Below are 17,492 nucleotides of genomic sequence, written 5' to 3' on the forward strand. Positions count from 1 at the left end.
TGCCTATCGTTCCCATCCCCAAGATAAGTATTTTTGCTTAGATGCTGTTGAACATAGACGATTGTCTCTGGTCTAAGATGTCATTTGATTCTTATTTTATGGTGTTTGCATACCAGGGTTAATCGTAAAAGTTTTAGATGTCTTGCGGATGCACTGATTAGCTCTGAATCTGCTAGATCCTGAGGCCATAGTCTGTACATACAATTGTTGTTAGGTCAAAATCATGCCACCCATCAAGCGTCGGTAGCGAGCCTCGAGTTCTTGTTTGAGTAAAGGCGATCGCGTTAGCTCAGGATCTTGCTCAATCAACTGCTCAGCCGTAGTTCGAGCCAGATCGAGTACATCTTGATCTTCCACTAGGCTAGCAAGGGCAAAATCCGGTAGGCCAGACTGGCGTGTGCCCAAGACTTGTCCAGGTCCTCGTAGCCGCAAATCCATTTCAGCAATGAAGAAGCCGTCTTGGGATTGCTCCATCACCTTAAGGCGCTGTTGTGCAGTCTCGCTGCGCGACGCACTCATCAGTAAGCAATAGGAACGAGCAGCACCACGCCCGACCCGACCCCGCAATTGGTGCAACTGGGAGAGTCCAAATCGCTCAGCATGTTCAATTAGCATGACCGTGGCATTGGGGACATCAACGCCGACTTCGACCACAGTTGTTGAAACCAATATGTCGGTTTGGCGATCGCGAAAAGCAGCGATCGCAGCATCTTTTTCCGCCGAGCTCATCCGTCCGTGCAGCAAGCCAATCTGGAATTCTGGAAAGACTTGGGAGAGGCGTTGATATTCTTCGATCGCCGATCGCAGATCGAGTTTTTCTGACTCCTCAACCAGCGGCAGGACAACGTAAACCTGACGACCTTGGGCAATTTCCCGTCGCATCAAATCATGGGCATGGTGGCGATCGCTCGGCCCTAGAGCAGTCGTTTGAATCGGTTGCCGACCGGGCGGTAATTCATCAATTTGGCTAACTTCCAAATCGCCATGCAAAGTCAGTGCCAAGGTCCGCGGAATTGGCGTCGCTGTCATCGTCAGCACATGGGGGTTGACGCCTTTTTGCTGCAATTTTGCTCGCTGTGCCACGCCGAACCGATGCTGCTCATCAATTACCACGAGGCCAAGATTCTGGAAGTCAACCGGATCCTGAATCAAAGCATGGGTACCAACCAGCAAAGGTAATTCACCTGTTGCGAGCGATCGCTGAATTTCCCGCCGTTTTGCCGCCCGTGTAGAACCCGTCAATAACTCCACCGGCAGATGAAGTTGGGTGCACCAATCTACCAGTTTGCGATAGTGCTGCTCGGCCAAGACCTCGGTTGGGGCCATCAGTGCGCCTTGGTAGCCCGCTTGAATCGCCGCAAGCAGACTGACGATCGCCACCACTGTTTTCCCTGAGCCGACATCACCTTGCACGAGCCGATTCATTGGCCAAGGTTGCTGCAGGTCCGTCAGGATGTCGTTGACGACGCGCTGTTGTGCACCCGTCAGTTGAAAGGGCAGGAGTTGATAAAAGCGATCAATCAACTCACCAGTTGGGGCCAAAACCGCCGCTGCTGCCGCTGCTCGTTGTCGGGCTCGTCGCTGCAACAAGCCCAGCTGGAGGTAGAGAAATTCATCAAAGACCAGTCGCCGGCGAGCCTGTTGCAGAAGTTCTGGCGTTTCGGGGAAGTGAATGGCTGCGATCGCTTGATTCAGAACCAAGAGCTGATGTTGCTCGCGCAGCACGGTGGGCAAAGGATCCCGCAGTTGCTCTGCAGCCGGTAACGCCTGGACGATCGCTCGGCGCAGGGTGTCGGCAGCAACGCCCTCAGTCAGCGGGTAGATCGGGACAATTCGACCAACTTTGAGCGAGGCGATCGGGCTGTCAGGACTGTCGAGAACTTCGATCTCTGGGTTGTCGAGGGTGACGCCGTACTTGCTGCGTTTGACTAACCCCGAGGCCGCAATCATCGTGCCCGGTGGGTAAAGGCGTCGCTGTTGTTCCTGCCAACCGCGACCACTGTAACGAGTTCCCATGAAAAAGCGGCTGAGCCGGAGCTGACCACTGCCATCGCGCACCACCAGCTCCAAGATCGTCAGCTTGGCATTGCGCGGACTGGTGAAGCAGGTACAGCGCTGAACCGCACCGATCAAGGTAGCAGTTTCGCCGGGTTCAAGGGCGCGAATATTGACTTGGCGGGCGTAATCGACGTAGTTGCGAGGGTAGTGATGGAGCAGATCGCGAACGGTGCGCAGCTCCAGCCGTTCTAGTTGCGCAGCAACGCGTGGCCCAACACCCTTGAGATAGGTCAGCGCCTGATCTAGCGCCATCTGACCTGTGGTCGTTGCGACGGGCGATTGACTGCGGGGTAAGCGCCGGACTGGTGGCGAGTTTTCACTGACGCGGGCTTGACTGCGCCGCTGTTGTTCATGAATTTGACGCCGTGTATTAGCCACGAGGTGTTGTCGCTGGCTGGCACTCAGGTCGCCGTAGCGTTGATAGGCTTGGGCCAATTGCTGCCAGCGTTCATCTGCGATCGCGGTGGCAGCCTCTTGCAACGCTTGACTGAGAAATTCACTGAAGCGAGCCTGTCGCCCAACCAAATCGCCAAAGCCCTGCTCCGCCTCGATCGCCAAGGCTTGTTGCAGGCGACGCCAATCGGGAGCTGGGCTGGCCGCTGTCATAGCTGCAGGTCAACGATCCTGATTCCAAGCAAACCGCCAAGCGGCTTCCGCTTGAGCGATCGCCTGGCGTTGTTCTTCAGCCGTCACCAAGCGTCCCAATTGCTTGAGCTGGCGCTGGCAGTCGCGCAGTTGCCGCCGCGCTAACCGCAGCTCAGGCACAGCAAACTCCAAGTCTGCCAACCGCAGGTAGATGGCGGCTAGCTGAATTGTGGTGCTTTCCTCCTCCTCACTCTCGTCTGCAGGCGCCGTGGTGATGTTCAGCATCAAGATATTGGGCGGGCCAGACTGCTGCTCAGCTCCGTCATTTTTGATGGCGGCCTCCAGCATCTGGGGCGGAATGCCGCTGCGGATAATCCCCATTTTTTCGAGCAGACGGTTGGCCTGACGGGAAGTGTGGCGCAGTTGCCGCACAAGGGAGCGATTGAGCGATTGCTGCCAAGCGTAGATTGCTGCGGGGTGGGCCGGCGGAATCTGTTGGAGGTAGCTGAGGTCGAGCTCCAACGGTTTGCTTTCAGGTTCGGCGGGCGTTTCAGTTTCAGTCTCAGTCGGGGCTAGCTGGGTGGCCGTGGCTTCTGCCTCGGGTTCAGAACTGTTGCAGCTCGAGTCAGCCTCACTGGCCGTTTGAGCCAGTTGTTCAGCAATCTCGGCTTCGGCGATCGCTCGCTTCTTGGCTGCTTCTAGCAGCTGGTTGACCGTGAGGTTGGCAACCGTTGCTTCTCCAAGCTGACGGAGATTTTGCTGCAGCGATCGCTGTTTCGCTTCATCGAGCGCCACAAATTGCTCAGGGTAAAGCTGCGTGCAAAGCTGATAACCCGCTTGGATCAGCTGCTCTTGCACGGTGGCAGCCAAAGCTGCGAGGTAGTTGCCATAGACAGCGCTGAATTGTTGAGCCAGTTTTTCGGCTTGCTGACTGAGCATGGTTTTGGATTCCTCAAGGGAAACCACGGCATCACTCCTAAGGCGATCGGTGCAGCCTCAGCGGGCGAGACTGACTATTCCTCCACAATAGCGACTGGCGGAGACCCGCGATTCGCTGGACTTTCTGTACGATCGCCTTGATCAGTCCGGGAACCACTCACTGGCCCGAGCGCCCAATTCAATCGGAATGCTAACCGCCTTCCCCAAGCGAGGTTTTTCGCGGGTTTCGCGAATGGTTTGGGCGATCGCCTCAGCAGCCCCTAGGGCGACGAGGTAGCTCGCGACCTCATTTAGGTGAGAAAAATACTCCCCTTCATCCATGGGAAAGGAGGCCTGCTCTAGGTACTTCCACATAATCTGCAGGAAGATTTTGCCCTGGGTACGTCGTAGCTGCAGGCCGTAGGAATAGCCCCAGCGATCGAGCAAGAGCTGATGCAGTCCTTTTCCGGTCATTACGCAGGGTCCTTCGGCAAGCAAATCTTCAGCAGGTGAGCTAGGGAACAGTGCCACCATCGCTGGGCGATCGGCAGACTGTCGCTTTAATTGTCCCCTTCTCGGACTCTCCAGTACCTAGGACAGCTGTGCGATCGGACAGTCTCTGGGCTGCTGACGATTCTGAGAAAGAAACGCGATCGGGCTGGGCTCAGCCGAAGAGTCTGGCTGGGACGCAGCAGAGCGGCTCACAAGTCAAGTTGTTGTTCGCGTGAAGTCAAAGACCGATCGCTTGCCAATCCACACAATGAATTCATGGCAATTCAATCTTCCCTTCGGTACAGACAACGATGATGCTAACCAATGATTTAATCACCTCTGAAAACGTTTCCAAGGATCTCCTCAAGGCAATCTATGATGCCGCATTTATGGAGACTGCTTGGGATGATGACGGCGACCTGAAAATCAATGAGGACATCGGTTGTTCAGTCTTTATTTCAGACAATCAAGAAAAAATCACCTTCCTACGGGTGTTTAGATTTGAAGAAGGTGTGAGTCGCGCTGATCGGCTGGAGTTTGTCAATCGGATCAATGACAAATACAGCTTCGTCCGAGCCATGTTGACGACATACGACACCTTGGCGTTTGACCATGACCTGTTCATCAAGGGCGGTATCTCCAAGAAGAACTTGGTTTTAGCGACTCGATTTTTCTTGTCCATCCCCCTCGATGCAATTAATGACTGCGGCGAGGAGCTCGTGGCCTAGTCTGAATTGCGATTGATTATTAGTCCCCTGTGGTCCTTTGGCTGCAGGGGATTTTGGTCGAGGCAGTCTTTTCCTTGTTCGCGCCAGAAACATGAACTTCTGGGTTGAAGCGTTGATTATCGGGGGTATCGAACTTACTCACGCTCCATGAAACCGCGCAAATCGCTCGATTCCCTTCACGGTCAGGTGCATCGCTTCATCGGCGTTGTCGATCGCTTTGGACGCTTTGAGCACTCCACCAAAGGCTCACAAGAAACGATTTGCATTCGAGACCTGCACTTGGCAGATACCGACACGCCAATCACGCCTGATCACTGGTGGTTTAAGCTGCGTGACATTTGGCTGGATGCAGGCGTCCGGGTCGGCGATCGCGTCTTGTTCACCGTGAAGGTGCAGCGGGGCTCGAAGGGCGTGGATGGCCCGGACGTGAAGGAGAGCGACAACCCCCGTCGTCAGGTAATGGGCTGCGGCAGCAAACCCCGTAGCGTGGCAGTTCTACAGCGGGCCAATCATCCCAAGGTCGAACTGGAAGCGCTGCAACGAGAACAAGCACGAGAGCGGGTGCAACTGGCTCAGGCCCAGCAGGAATGTCAGCGTCTGCAGCAAGTGCAGGAGCAGCTGGTCGAGCAGAACGAAACTTTAGCTCAGAAACTCGCGATCGCGCGGACAGAACTCGAGCAAGAACAGCAAGCCTTGCAGCAGCTTGAGCGAGCCTACACCCAACTGCGGTTTGCCCTGCGCCGCAGCCAGCATTGGAGTCGCCCCGTTTTGACGGCGGGCACTGCGTTGGCAATTGGCTTCGGAACAGGCTTCGGCGTGGTTCAAGTCTCACCCTTCGCGCCCTGTGCTCGCGGGAGTGCCCTGCCCTTGAAAATCTCTTGGGTCGATCAGCCGAGCGCCATCCCTCTGAAACTCAATCACCATGCCCATTTCTAGTGGATTTTGATGTTCGCACTGAAAACCAGCGGCAGACAGCTGCTTTGAAGACACTGTTGTTATCGCCTCAGGAAAAGCCAAGATGAACTTGATTCCCCTCCCTACGATCGCTCTGGTTGCCAGCCAAGACATCCCTTTTCAAATTAGTTTCGTTGTCGTGGTCTTCTTAGTACTCAACTCCTTCGTCTGGAATCCGGCGATCGCCCAGCCCAAGTCGGAGCCGAGAACTGCCGCGATCGCCGATCCAGAAGAGGACTATCTACCGAAGGAATATCAGAAGGTCGGCCCTTCGCCCGCCGAGATGGAAGCGGTATGCCGCAGGGAAGTTTCGGAGCTGTCGTTAAATGAGTGGCAAGCGCTGCTCTCTGCCTCGAAGCGGCAGGCTTAGGCAAACGATCCCATCGACGAGTTGTCTGGGGCGTCTGCTGGGGCTGGCCTTAGCAGTCTTGTTACAGCAGTCTGCGGGATGGTCGCCAACTAGCGCAGAGCCTCTAACTGAGCCGCTTGAATCTGGGCAATTCCCTGCTCAGCTAGATCCAAAATGTGATTGAGCTGCGTGCGGCTGAAAGGGTTGGCCTCCGCTGTACCTTGAATTTCGATCAGCTCGCCGCGATCGCCCATCACCACATTGCAATCCACGTCGGCTTGGACATCCTCGGGATAGTCCGGATCCAGAAACGCTTCGCCACCAATCAAGGCCACGGAAACGGCTGCAATCGATCGCTGAATCGGGGACTCCGTCAGCTCTCCTTGAGCGATCAACTGGGCGATCGCATCCTGAAGTGCGACCCAGCTGCCATTGATCGCGGTAGTGCGCGTTCCGGCATCCGCTTGCAGAACATCGGCGTCAATCAGAAGGGTACGCTCACCCAACTTTTTCAGGTCGATCGCCGCCCGTAAACTCCGGCCAATCAAGCGCTGAATCTCCTGCGTGCGTCCCGACAGTTTCAGCCATTCCCGCGACTGGCGATCGGGGGTCGCCCCGGGCAACATGCGATATTCTGCCGTCAGCCAACCCTGCCCTTGGCCCGTCAGCCAGCGCGGCACACCCGCCTGAATCGTCACAGTACAGAGCACCTGCGTCTGCCCAAACTGAGCCAGAACTGAGCCGGCTGGAAATTGGGTGAAGCGCCGCTGAAAGGCGATCGCTCGCAACTGATCGGGGCGGCGACCATCGGGACGAATCCAAGCCATGCGGGCCAGCTCTTTGAAGGTTTCCTTTAGCCTATCAAGCTAGTAAGCACTACAAATAGTGCCAGGTTTTTCTGAAATAGAATTTCAGCGCTATATTTAGAATCCAGTTCCCCGGTATGGAGCGCCTCATGGTCTCTCAGCTCAAACCGTCTTTGCTGTCTGTGGTGTCTCCCGCCAAGCCCAGCCAGCCCCTGCCGACGGTCGAGGGACTGGTGCAGATTTTTACCGCCAGCCAGCGTGGCTTCTTCACGAGCGTGATGTCCCAGGCACTCCGCCTGGCCGGACAAGGCACCACCGTTCTGGTCATCCAGTTCTTGAAAGGGGGCTGCCAGCAGGGCCCTGATCAGCCCATTCGTCTGGGCCAAAATCTGGAGTGGGTGCGATTGGGCGTGCCGAACTGCCTCGATACACCTCAGGTAGATGAGAGTTCCGCGATCGCCCTCAAGGAACTCTGGAGATTTGCGATCGCTGCGATCGATAGCGGTCGCTATGAACTCGTGGTTCTTGACGAATTGACCTTAGCTGTTGACTTTGGCCTGATCGCCGAGGCGGAGGTTGTAGAGCTGCTGCGCCATCGGCCTCAGCACGTCGATGTGATTTTGACAGGGCCGCGGGTGTCAGAATCGCTGCTGGCGATCGCCGATCAAATTACGGAACTACGCCGAGGCAGTCGCTATTGAGTGGCGGATCGATGGGCGACCCGAGGATACCCTGCTTCTGGGCAAAGCCTGCCCATAATGGGTCTAAGCGATCCTGCTCTGAGGGGCGATCGCTGCTGTTGCGAGCAAGCAGGAGCCGCCAAAGTGATTGAAATGAAAGTGGCCGGCATTGCCCTCGAGGCTGCCACCCGCAGCCCCATCGTGCTGCTGCGCGATTCTAGCGATCGCCGCGCGCTACCTATCTGGATTAGTCAGGACCAGGCCAAAGCGATCCTAGCGGTGCTAGAGAATCAAACACCGCCGCGACCGCTCACCCACGATTTGATGGCAGAACTCCTGCTGCAATGGGATTTGACGCTGGAGAGTGTGGTCATTCACTCGCTCCAGAACAATACTTTTTATGCCAGCTTGCGGGTACGCCAAGGCGAGGCAGTCAAGGAACTCGATGCGCGACCGAGTGATGCGATCGCCCTTGCGTTGCGGACTCAAGCCACAATTTGGGCGATGGAAGAGGTGATTGCTGAGGCTTCGATTCCAGTGGATCAGGAAGCGGATGAAGCCGAGCAAGAAGCCTTCCGGGACTTCCTTTCGGAGATCAATCCCGCCGATTTGATTCAGCACCATCGCACACAGCGGGGCAACTGAGACGGGCAGCTGACTCTCCCTAGCTGCCGCGATCGTCTGCGGGTCCTCCATCCTGCCGTAGCAGCTTGCAAGCTAGTGAGGACGATCTAGTTCTAATGGATTGGTGTAGGTGCAACAGCCTCTGTCCGTGGAGGGTGCGCAATCACCCCTACACCCATGCAACAAGATTTCGGATGAGACTGATCGGCTCGATCACGATGGCTACGGGTAAAACTCGCCGGTGTTGACCACAGGTTTGAGGCTAATGAGCTCAGACAGAAACGTCCTAACTCTCTACTCAATGCAATAACCTGCCATGCACTATCGCCAATATGGTCGGACGGGGCGATTGATCTCGCGCTTTTCCCTCGGCTTGATGCGCTGTTTGGACTCTGCCGCGCAATTGGAGGCTGTGCTTGATGCTGCGTGGCGGCTTGGCATCAACCACTTTGAGACGGCGCAGTCCTACGGCCCCAGCGAAGCCTATCTGGCGCAAGCCCTGCATTCTCTGCAATTGCCCCGTGATCAAGTCATCATCACGACTAAAATCCTGCCCGATCGCGACCCCCAGCAGATGGTAGAAGCCGTGTTGCGATCGCGTGATCGCTTAGGGATTGACTCGATCGATTGTCTTGCCCTGCATGGTCTCAACCAGCCCGAGCATTTGCAGCAGGCGATCGCTGCATTACCGGCGCTCCAAACCCTGCAAGCGGAAGGCGTCTTTCAGCATTTGGGCTTTTCCAGTCACGGCGATCGCGAATTGATTCTGGAGGCGATCGCTACCGATGCGTTTGACTTTGTCAGCCTCCATTACTACCTGCTGTTTCAACGTCACGCGCCGGTCATTGAAGCAGCTGCAGCCAAAAATCTAGGAATTTTCATCATTTCGCCCGTCGATAAGGGTGGACTCCTGCACCAACCTTCTGCCCAACTGATCGAGGACTGTCAGCCCTTCAGTCCTCTGGCACTCAACTATCGATTTCTGCTCAGCGATCGCCGGATTACAACCCTCAGTTTTGGTGCTGCAAAGGCCGAGGAATTAGCGGTTCTTCAGGACTTCGTTGATGCGGATCAGCCGCTGAGTCTGGAGGAAGCTGAGGCGATCGCGCGACTGGAACAAGTTCGCCAGCAGCGGCTGGGCAGGGACTACTGTCAGCAGTGTTATGCCTGTTTGCCCTGTCCCGAGGCGATCAACATTCCTGAGGTACTGCGGCTGCGGAATCTGGCAATCGCCCACGACATGCAAGCCTACGGACGATATCGATATCGCATGTTTGAAAATGCCGGACATTGGTTCCCGGGGCAGCGAGGCAGCCGCTGCACGGATTGTGGCGATTGCCTACCCCGTTGCCCCCATCACTTGCCGATCGCGGATTTGGTGCGCGATGCTGATCAGCGATTAGCAGGCGCTCCTCGGCGGCGTTTGTGGGGAGATTAGTGATGCTCGCCAGCTTACTCAGCTTGACACTCCTCGGACTGACGTCCGGGGATTCGCGCTTCATCGGGAGTCCAGTGCCTTTACCCTCCACGCGCTTCTTCGCCGAGTGCCCCTCAGATGCGGGGGCCTTTAGCGGTGATACACCCGAGGGCTCTGCCGTAGTACCCAAGGGATTGGAGATGAGCGTATCAACTAAAGTCGTCCTAAAGGACAGGGCTTGTATCCCAGTTTCTTCGGTCAGTCTACTCGCCTCGGTCCCTGCTGGAATCGACCCATGGGCTACGCCGCCACGTCCCGATCCAACACCACTCGACTTTGAGCTGCTCGATCGGGAGGAACAGCCTATTTGCAAGGCCTCAGAAGCTTCACTGCCACCAGGCATTACGATCACCGACCGCACGATCTGTCCGCTAGGGATCATGCAGCCTGACCTCTGGCTGACCCGAGACCTCTATGCCCGCGACCTTGACCCGCAGTGGTTGGTGCAGCTTCGGCAACCGGGGCAACCGGGACGGGTGGACTTGGTAGTGCGGACCGCTGAGTGGAGCAATCGCAGCTATTTTGGCCGCTATCGCTTCTTGATGATTTTTGGGCGAGTCAGCAGTTCAGCAGGCTATAACCTGCGCATCTTTAATCGTGCTGGCCAGCGCCTCGGCACCTACACCTGCTGGTATCAACCGGAGCCTGTCGGCTGCGTCGTCAATCTAGCAACGCCGGGTACTCGCGGCTAGATGGAGGAGAGAGTCGGTCGACGATCACAGTTTGTTTGGTGGGTTGGGGTGGAGCCTCGATCGCGGCGGCTAAAACTAGCCGGTGTTAGCCTCTGGTGAGAGGCGGATAAGGTCTGACTAAAACGGATAAATCTTTTGACTAATTCATTCAAAAGTGTGTTCGAAGCCAATAAAAACGGATCTGAGTAAGTCACCCAGATCCGGCCAACGCAGTGCGTCGAGTAATTAGAGGGTCAGGCTTTCGGGGCGGTTTTCAATCAGGTCGGCCAAGTCCTTGAGGAAGGCAGCCGCATGAGCGCCGTAGATGTGGCGGTGATCACAGGTGAGGTTAACTTGCATCTGCCGCTTGACGCCAAACAGACCGTCAGCCGTGGCCACGAGGGTCGGTTTGGAAGCCCCAATCGCCAGAATCGCACCGGTGCCCGGCGGCAGAATCGCATCGAAGCGATCGACACCAAACATCCCTAGATTGGAGAGGGTAAAGGTGCCGGTGGTGTATTCCTCGGGTTTGAGTTGCTTGGTGCGCGATCGCGCCACGAGATCCTTCCAGTTGCGAGCCAAGCTATAGAGATCGGTTTGATCAGCACGACCCAGTACGGGGGTCAGCAGACCGCCATCATCCATAGCCACCGCGATCGCCACGTTGATGGCTTCGTTGTACTGGACGCCAGTTTCTGTCACCCGAGCATTGAGCAAGGGATGCTTGGCGAGGGTTGCAGCGACGGCTTTGGCCAGCAAAACCGTGATTGTCACGCCTTTGGGCTTGAGCTGCTTGGCCAAACTATCGATCGCATCGGTGGTGATCGTGTAACCGACGCGGTAGACCGGCACGTTGAGGCTCGCTTCCATGTTGCGAACCACGGCCTGCTGGAAGGTGCTGTAGGGCACGAACTGACCCGGCGCGATCGCGGGAGTTGGCGCGGGGGCAGCAGGAGCCGTAGCAACGGGAGCAGCAACCGGTGCGGTGACAACGGCAGGAGCCACAGGGGTAGCGATCGCGGGTTTGGCAGTAACTCCTGCGGCGGCTTCGACATCGGCTGCCACAATTCGACCGTGGGGACCACTGCCGGTAAGGCTACCGAGGTCAACGCCCAAGCTCTTGGCGAGTTTTTTGGCACGCGGGGAGGCAACCAAGCGATCGCTGCGGGTTGCTGTAGGAGCAGCGACAGGTTCAGGGCTCACAGCGACGGGTTCGGGTGCCGCCGTAGCAGCAGGGGTTGCAGGGGTCGCTGCAGCGGAACCAGCACCGGCTGCCTGTTGCTTCGCAACTTCAATTTCGGCTTCAGTTTCTGCAATCAGAGCGATCGCTTCGCCCACGGGAGCATTGCCGCCTGCCGGCACAATAATCGTCGCGAGGTAGCCTTCATAGAAAGATTCCACGTCCATGTCGGCTTTGTCCGACTCGACGATCAGGACTGTTTCACCTTTCTCGACACGATCGCCCGGAGCCTTCACCCACTCGACGATCTTGCCCTCGGTCATAGTGGAGCTGAGGGCGGGCATGAAGACTTCGTGGATCATGAGCGAGTTCCGAAGGGGTAGCGCAGCAAACGTCCGCCAACCGGCGGTTCAATCAACAGCCGATCTTATCGCGAGCCGTGGTCCGGACTAGTGGCGATCGCTGCAGATTTTCGCGAAGGGCAATCGCGCTAGGTACCAACCCAAAGGAAGAGGGTATAGGGCAGTAGGAGGCTCCTGTCGCCAGATTAAGGTCAGTTAGTGAAAGCGGACGGTGGCTCGCGGACGGAAGGGGGTTTGCAGTGAGGTGCAGGCATCGATAAAGGCAGCCAAAATGGTCACCAGCAAAATGAATTCGCGATCGCTGGTGCCAATCGCCACATTGTGCTCATCGAAGACTTGCTCCAGCGGTAGCCAGAGCGGATTTCGGCGAGCAGCTTGATAGGACTTGGCGAGGCGCTTTTGGTGGCGGGCTTCGCTCAGGTTGGTGTCACTGGCACTGTGGGCAAAGTCATTGCGAACGGCCCGAATGCCATGCAGGGCTTTCTCGACTGTGGGATCCAGTAAGCCGAGCCGAGCTGCGAGAGTAATCTTGGCGGCAAAGCTGCCCAGGGAGCGATCGGGGGTGAAGAGAACGTCTTCTTCATCGCCAAGGGGAGCCATGACGGATTGCAACAGGCGTTCGAGGGCCAGATCTAAACGGGCAGCACCAACAAGGACGACACCGCGGCCCCGTTCGGCCATCATTTGCAAGACCAGAGCTTGTGCGGCGGTCGCCACTTGTGTGGGGTCAAAGTTGGGTGTCATGGGCGATCGCAATACTGAGGGTTGTTGGGATCACTGGTTGGAATCACTGCAGCCGCAGGGAGAGATCGGAAAAGGGGCGAACAGCCGGTTTTGTGGGGATGATTGCGCACCCCCACGCCCACGCACTGGGGGACTCGACTCCCCCAGCCCCCCGCAACAAGAAAGATTTCGGATAAGACTGATCGGCTGAATTGCGATCGCTGCGGGTAAAACAAGCTGGTGATGACCTTTGGTGCGAGGCGCATGGGGCTAGGCGGCTTGCGATCGCAGTTCTTCGTAGAGGCCGGTTTGGTTGAGCAGGATGTTTTTGATGCCGTCCTGTACCTGCTTAGAGTTGAGGGCTTGGCTACTCATGGATTGGTGAGCGTCGAGGGCGCTGATGATCGCTTCGAGCAGTTCTTGGGCAAAGTCGGGGGAGCTCGCAAATTGCTCTTTACTGTTGGCGATCGCTTGCTGACGCAGGGTGGGGGATTCGAGGAGTTTGCTGCGGAGGACAACGCTGACGTAGTTGACCTTGTCCGCGTCGGTGAGATCGCCTGTGAATAGTTCGTTCAGTTTGACGATCAGGGCTGAGAGCCAGACTTTCTCTTGGTCTTGGACAACACCTTTGCCGGGTTGGAGGCCGGGGACGGGGATGGCTTCGCCCTGTTGGAGATCGAGGCGGCGATCGCCTTGGTGGCGGACTTGGTAGTGAGTCAGGACAACTTTGGAGAGGTCGATGCTGCCGACTTCGCGCTCAAATTCCAGCAACGGGATCAGGCGACGGAAGACGATCGCGCGTTTTTCGTAAGCGGTGTTGCCGTAGTCGAAGATTTGCGAGAGGAAGGTGTAAAGACGGACGTAGGTGCCTAGGTCGCTGCGGAACAGGGTGAGGGCGGCGAGTTCGTCTTGGGCGGTTTTGAGGGCGGCAGGGTCGTTTTGGGCTTCGGCGGTGCGGGCGGCTTGGCGAGCGTTGCGGTATTGATACAGCAAGCGTTCGGCGATCGGTTCTAGGGCTTTTTGCAGATCACTTTGTTTGGCGTTGGGGTTGAGGACAACTTTGACAACGCGATCGATTTCGTATGCGTCGTAATGCTTCTGAGCATCGAGCTTGAGCCGCAGATCCAAGATCAGGTTGGGATCGGTGGCGCTGGCGAGTTCAGCGGTGGTGTAGTAGGTCTTGAAGGCGGCCAGAATCTCAGCGGGATCGTTGCTGAAATCGACAATATAAGTGGTGTCTTTGCCGGGATGGCAGCGGTTGAGGCGCGATAGAGTTTGCACGGCTTGGATGCCCGCAAGACGCCGATCGATGTACATGCCACAGAGCAAGGGTTGGTCGAAGCCGGTTTGGAATTTGTTGGCGACGATCAGGATTTGGTAGCGATCGCTTTTGAAGGTTTCGCGGATGTCGCCTTGTAAGTTGGGGTTGAGGTTGGGGCTGGTTTCAGTGAACGGGTCGGGGCCAGAATCGCGATCGCGGACTTCGCCACTAAAGGCAACAAGGGTGCCGAGACGGTACTGTTTTGCTGCAATGTAGCGATCGATCGCTAGTTTCCAGCGCACGGCTTCTTTGCGGGAACCGACCACGACCATCGCTTTGGCTTTGCCATTCAGCAGTGGCGCGACGTATTGCTGAAAATGCTCAACCACGATCGCGACTTTCTGGGCGATGTTGTGGGGATGCAGCTTGACCCAGCCCATCAGCTTTTTGAGGGCAGCGTTGCGCTCCACTTCTTGATCGCTAAACTGCTGGCCTGCTTGGGCAAGGCGGAAGGCGACTTTGTAGCTGGTGTAGTTTTGCAGAACATCGAGGATGAAGCCTTCCTCGATCGCTTGCCGCATTGAATAGACGTGGAAGGGCATGGGCAGATTATCAGGGCCAGCCGGTCGGTTGGGATCGGGACGTCTGCCGAATAATTCCAGCGTTTTGGCTTTGGGTGTGGCGGTAAAAGCAACGTAGGTGATGCCGCTTTCGCGGGCACGATCGCTCATTTGGGCCGCAAGGACGGCTTCGAGATCCACTTCGCCGCCGTCGTTGAGATCGGCGAGTTCGGCAGGAGAAAGCAGTTGTTTGAGTTTGCTGGCGGCTTCGCCGGTTTGAGAACTGTGGGCTTCGTCGGCAATGACAGCAAAGCGTTTACCTTCGGTGGCGGCCAGTTCGCGTACGGCTTGCAGAGCGAAGGGAAAGGTCTGAATCGTGCAGACAACAATTTTCTTATCGCCCTTGAGGGCTTCGGCAAGTTTGCTGCTTTTGCTGCCGTCGTCGCGGGTGATGGCAGCAACCACGCCTTTGTGCCGCTCGAAACTTTCGATCGCTTCTTGCAGTTGCGTATCAATGACGTTGCGATCGCTAACAACGATCACGGAATCGAAGACTTTGCGGTTATCGGCGTCGTGGAGTTCACTAAAGAAATGCGCTGTCCAAGCGATCGAATTGGTTTTGCCAGAACCGGCGGAATGCTGCACTAAATACTTGTGGCCAGCCCCTTCTTGCAGGACCGCCTCTTGCAGTCGCCGCGTCACGATCAGTTGGTGATAGCGCGGGAAGAGCAGGCGGGTGATTTGCTGTTTCTTGTTGCGCTCGGTGATGCAATAGCGCCCCAGAATTTCCAGCCAGCTATCGCGTTGCCACACCTCTTGCCAGAGATAAGCGGTGCGGTGACCACTAGCAGAGCTGACAGGATTCCCCGCGCCACAATCGGGCGCACCTGGATCACTGCCTTGGTTAAAGGGTAGGAAAACAGTAGCAAAGCCCGCCAGCTTGGTGGTCATTTGCACTTCGCGATTACTGACGGCGAAATGCACGATCGCGCCACTCGGGAAACTCAGCAACGGTTCTGGCGATTGTCCGGCGGGTTTGGGGTTGCGATCTTGTTTGTATTGATAAACGGCGTCGGCGATGTTTTGGGTGTTATCGGTTTTGAGTTCGACGGTGGCGACGGGAATGCCATTCAGGAACAGAACGAGATCAATACAGTTTTGATTGTGGAGGGAATAGCGCACTTGCCGAATGACGCGCAGCCGATTGGCTTCGTAGCGATCGCGAATTTCGGCATTAGTAGCAAAGGCGGGTTTGAATTGCGCCAGCTTCAGCGATCGCGGCAGTCCGAGGACTTCGAGGCCATAGCGCAACAGATCGAGGGTGCCGACTTGATCGAGTTGTTGCCGGACTCGTTGCAACAGAATCGCTTCGGCTTGAGTGCCTTGTTTTTGTTGCAGAGTTTCCCAAGCTTCCGGTTGGGTTTGTTGGAGCCAAGCAAACAGATCGGGTGGATAAAGCGCTAAAGCGCGATCGTAGTCAGCGGCTGCGCCTTCCTCATAAATCCAGCCTTGCTGGGCGAGGTCTTGGCAAATTTCTGCTTCAAAAGCACTTTCTAAATGCACAGTCATGCGGCCACCTCCGCCAAGCCCCGCACGTCAATTTGTCCGGTCACTGCCGCCGAAATTAATGCCGATCGCCGCTCTTGCAAAAGAGAAAGAGACTTTGTTGATTCATTCTCAAGTGATGTGATCTCTTCTAGTTGAGAATGAATGTGTTTGACAATTAGAATCTGTTCATCTAGTGGAGGCAAAGCAAAAACTGTATCTCGCACAAGCTCTTGGCTAATATTGCCGGCTTTACGAGCACTAACAGCTCGCTCCATCCAAAAAGGTCTAAGGAACTGAATATATCTAAATGTAAACATTGGAACGGCATAATATGAGGGTAAAAGAGCACATAGCGCTTGATTTATAGCAGCAGGGAAAGTAAGAATTCCATTTTTTCCTACGGTTCCACCTCCGCCATACAAAGCAACTAGAACAGTATCCACTGGCAAGATTTCACAAGCAGTATCTTGAATAGCTTGATTTGTGATAGATACTTCAGCAGATCTTACTTCTTGATTTTCGATATCTGTTGTTCTTACCCAAGGAATACCTGAGTCAGAGTCAGCATAATAAAGAGCTTGCTCTTCAGTATTAGGTGTCCCGCCACTAGAAGTTTTGAAGTAATGCTTAATCTTTCCTGTTTTCCAATGGGCGGGGACTTGGCCGAGCCACTCAATGCCCGAATCTTTCAGCGGCGCATCGGGGTTGAGTCCTTTGGTGACTGCGTGGGAAATGACCGCTTGGCGTTTTTCTTGCAGCAGCGCAATCAGACGTTGTTGTTCTGCGATCAGTGCATCAATTTTTGCCGTTTCGCGATCGAGAAAAGATGCGATCGCTATTTGTTCTTCATCACTAGGTACTGGGAGAATAAATGACAAAAAATTATCTTGACTAAGGTTTTGCATACTGGAAGAGGTTCCAGAGCAAACCATTTTTACCTGATCTCTATAAATTTGTGTCTGTGTCCAATAGTAAGCAAAGTTTGGATAGACATTGCTAATTCTTACTTGCCATAAGCGATCAGGCAGAAAAACACAGTCATAATCAACCAAGCTTAAACCAGCAGCACCTACTAAATCAGGTGTATTCATCCTGCTAACAATAAGTCTTCCAGATTTAACAGGACAAGCAGCTCGGTCAATATCTTCTTGAATAATTTCTTTCCTTTCCTCTGGACGGAAAGAACCTGTGTAGACACAGCTAGTTTTAAGTACAGATGGAATTCCTTCGTCTGGAGCATGATCAAGAGCATTAACACTGACTCCAGACTCTATTTCTGGTATTAGTCGCCGTAGTTGTAATACATTCCAGTGAGAAGGAAGTTTTTCAAGCCATTCAATACCGCAATCTTTGTAAGCCGGATATCGAGGAAAACTCATTCCAAACTGTCTCCAGCCCAACGCCGTCAATCACAACCACCTCTCTCTGCACACTACAGATTGAAGTCTTGTCCTAGCTTAGCCCTCGCATCCCCGCAGCACCAAAACCCACAGCGCGATCGGCCTACTTCCCAGCC

16 protein-coding genes are annotated in these 17,492 nt (G+C 55.5%); 7 read left to right on the forward strand and 9 right to left on the reverse strand.

Features of this window, described 5'->3' with window-relative positions; translation table 11 throughout:
• Window positions 1-210 precede the first annotated feature (210 nt).
• From recG to SYC_RS02425, 3 genes are all read right to left on the reverse strand, one after another.
• The gene (gene recG, locus SYC_RS02415) at window positions 211-2,664 is read right to left on the reverse strand and encodes an ATP-dependent DNA helicase RecG (protein ID WP_011242782.1); all 2,454 of its coding nucleotides are present in this window, start codon (window positions 2,662-2,664) and stop codon (window positions 211-213) included.
• Window positions 2,665-2,673: 9 nt separating this feature from the next.
• Window positions 2,674-3,609, reverse strand: a complete 936-nt coding sequence (locus SYC_RS02420) for a hypothetical protein (protein WP_011242783.1) — start codon at window positions 3,607-3,609, stop codon at window positions 2,674-2,676.
• A gap of 114 nt (window positions 3,610-3,723) precedes the next feature.
• Window positions 3,724-4,035, reverse strand: coding sequence for a DUF3067 family protein (locus SYC_RS02425; RefSeq protein WP_041677082.1), 312 nt, complete (start codon window positions 4,033-4,035; stop codon window positions 3,724-3,726).
• A gap of 329 nt (window positions 4,036-4,364) precedes the next feature.
• Here SYC_RS02425 and SYC_RS02430 point away from each other — a divergent pair, with 329 nt between their 5' ends.
• The 3 genes from SYC_RS02430 to SYC_RS02440 all read left to right on the forward strand — a co-directional run bounded on the left by SYC_RS02430 (window position 4,365) and on the right by SYC_RS02440 (window position 6,105).
• The gene (locus SYC_RS02430; protein WP_011242785.1) at window positions 4,365-4,781 is read left to right on the forward strand and encodes a YbjN domain-containing protein; all 417 of its coding nucleotides are present in this window, start codon (window positions 4,365-4,367) and stop codon (window positions 4,779-4,781) included.
• Window positions 4,782-4,928: 147 nt separating this feature from the next.
• On the forward strand, window positions 4,929-5,717 hold the full coding sequence (locus tag SYC_RS02435; RefSeq protein WP_011242786.1) for a hypothetical protein: 789 nt from the start codon (window positions 4,929-4,931) through the stop codon (window positions 5,715-5,717).
• 82 nt (window positions 5,718-5,799) lie between these two features.
• On the forward strand, window positions 5,800-6,105 hold the full coding sequence (locus SYC_RS02440) for a hypothetical protein (RefSeq protein ID WP_011242787.1): 306 nt from the start codon (window positions 5,800-5,802) through the stop codon (window positions 6,103-6,105).
• 89 nt (window positions 6,106-6,194) lie between these two features.
• Here SYC_RS02440 and rph read toward each other — a convergent pair whose 3' ends face one another.
• On the reverse strand, window positions 6,195-6,911 hold the full coding sequence (rph, locus tag SYC_RS02445; protein WP_011242788.1) for a ribonuclease PH: 717 nt from the start codon (window positions 6,909-6,911) through the stop codon (window positions 6,195-6,197).
• A gap of 164 nt (window positions 6,912-7,075) precedes the next feature.
• On the opposite strand from rph, the gene SYC_RS02450 reads away from it, so the two are divergent.
• From SYC_RS02450 to SYC_RS02465, 4 genes are all read left to right on the forward strand, one after another.
• Window positions 7,076-7,591, forward strand: coding sequence for a P-loop NTPase family protein (locus tag SYC_RS02450; protein WP_234701793.1), 516 nt, complete (start codon window positions 7,076-7,078; stop codon window positions 7,589-7,591).
• Window positions 7,592-7,714: 123 nt separating this feature from the next.
• Window positions 7,715-8,215: a bifunctional nuclease family protein gene (locus tag SYC_RS02455; protein WP_011242790.1), complete on the forward strand. Its 501-nt coding sequence runs from the start codon at window positions 7,715-7,717 to the stop codon at window positions 8,213-8,215.
• A 295-nt stretch (window positions 8,216-8,510) separates the two neighbouring features.
• Window positions 8,511-9,632, forward strand: a complete 1,122-nt coding sequence (locus tag SYC_RS02460; RefSeq protein WP_011242791.1) for an aldo/keto reductase — start codon at window positions 8,511-8,513, stop codon at window positions 9,630-9,632.
• A 179-nt stretch (window positions 9,633-9,811) separates the two neighbouring features.
• The gene (locus SYC_RS02465) at window positions 9,812-10,363 is read left to right on the forward strand and encodes a hypothetical protein (RefSeq protein WP_126146592.1); all 552 of its coding nucleotides are present in this window, start codon (window positions 9,812-9,814) and stop codon (window positions 10,361-10,363) included.
• Between the two features lie 225 nt (window positions 10,364-10,588).
• On the opposite strand, the gene SYC_RS02470 is transcribed toward SYC_RS02465, so the two are convergent.
• From SYC_RS02470 to SYC_RS02490, 5 genes are all read right to left on the reverse strand, one after another.
• Window positions 10,589-11,884, reverse strand: coding sequence for a dihydrolipoamide acetyltransferase family protein (locus SYC_RS02470; RefSeq protein ID WP_011242793.1), 1,296 nt, complete (start codon window positions 11,882-11,884; stop codon window positions 10,589-10,591).
• 195 nt (window positions 11,885-12,079) lie between these two features.
• Complete coding sequence (locus SYC_RS02475) at window positions 12,080-12,628, reverse strand: DUF4145 domain-containing protein (RefSeq protein WP_011242794.1); 549 nt, start codon at window positions 12,626-12,628, stop codon at window positions 12,080-12,082.
• Entirely contained in the window at window positions 12,625-12,873 is a 249-nt protein-coding gene (locus SYC_RS13950) for a hypothetical protein (protein WP_011377849.1), read from the reverse strand. The genes SYC_RS02475 and SYC_RS13950 overlap by 4 nt, the downstream gene beginning before the upstream one ends.
• Before the next feature lie 4 nt (window positions 12,874-12,877).
• On the reverse strand, window positions 12,878-15,997 hold the full coding sequence (locus tag SYC_RS02485) for a type I restriction endonuclease subunit R (RefSeq protein ID WP_011242795.1): 3,120 nt from the start codon (window positions 15,995-15,997) through the stop codon (window positions 12,878-12,880).
• Complete coding sequence (locus tag SYC_RS02490; protein WP_011242796.1) at window positions 15,994-17,355, reverse strand: restriction endonuclease subunit S; 1,362 nt, start codon at window positions 17,353-17,355, stop codon at window positions 15,994-15,996. The genes SYC_RS02485 and SYC_RS02490 overlap by 4 nt, the downstream gene beginning before the upstream one ends.
• Window positions 17,356-17,492 lie beyond the last annotated feature (137 nt).

This window comes from Synechococcus elongatus PCC 6301 (assembly GCF_000010065.1).
GTDB classification, from domain to species: domain Bacteria; phylum Cyanobacteriota; class Cyanobacteriia; order Synechococcales; family Synechococcaceae; genus Synechococcus; species Synechococcus elongatus.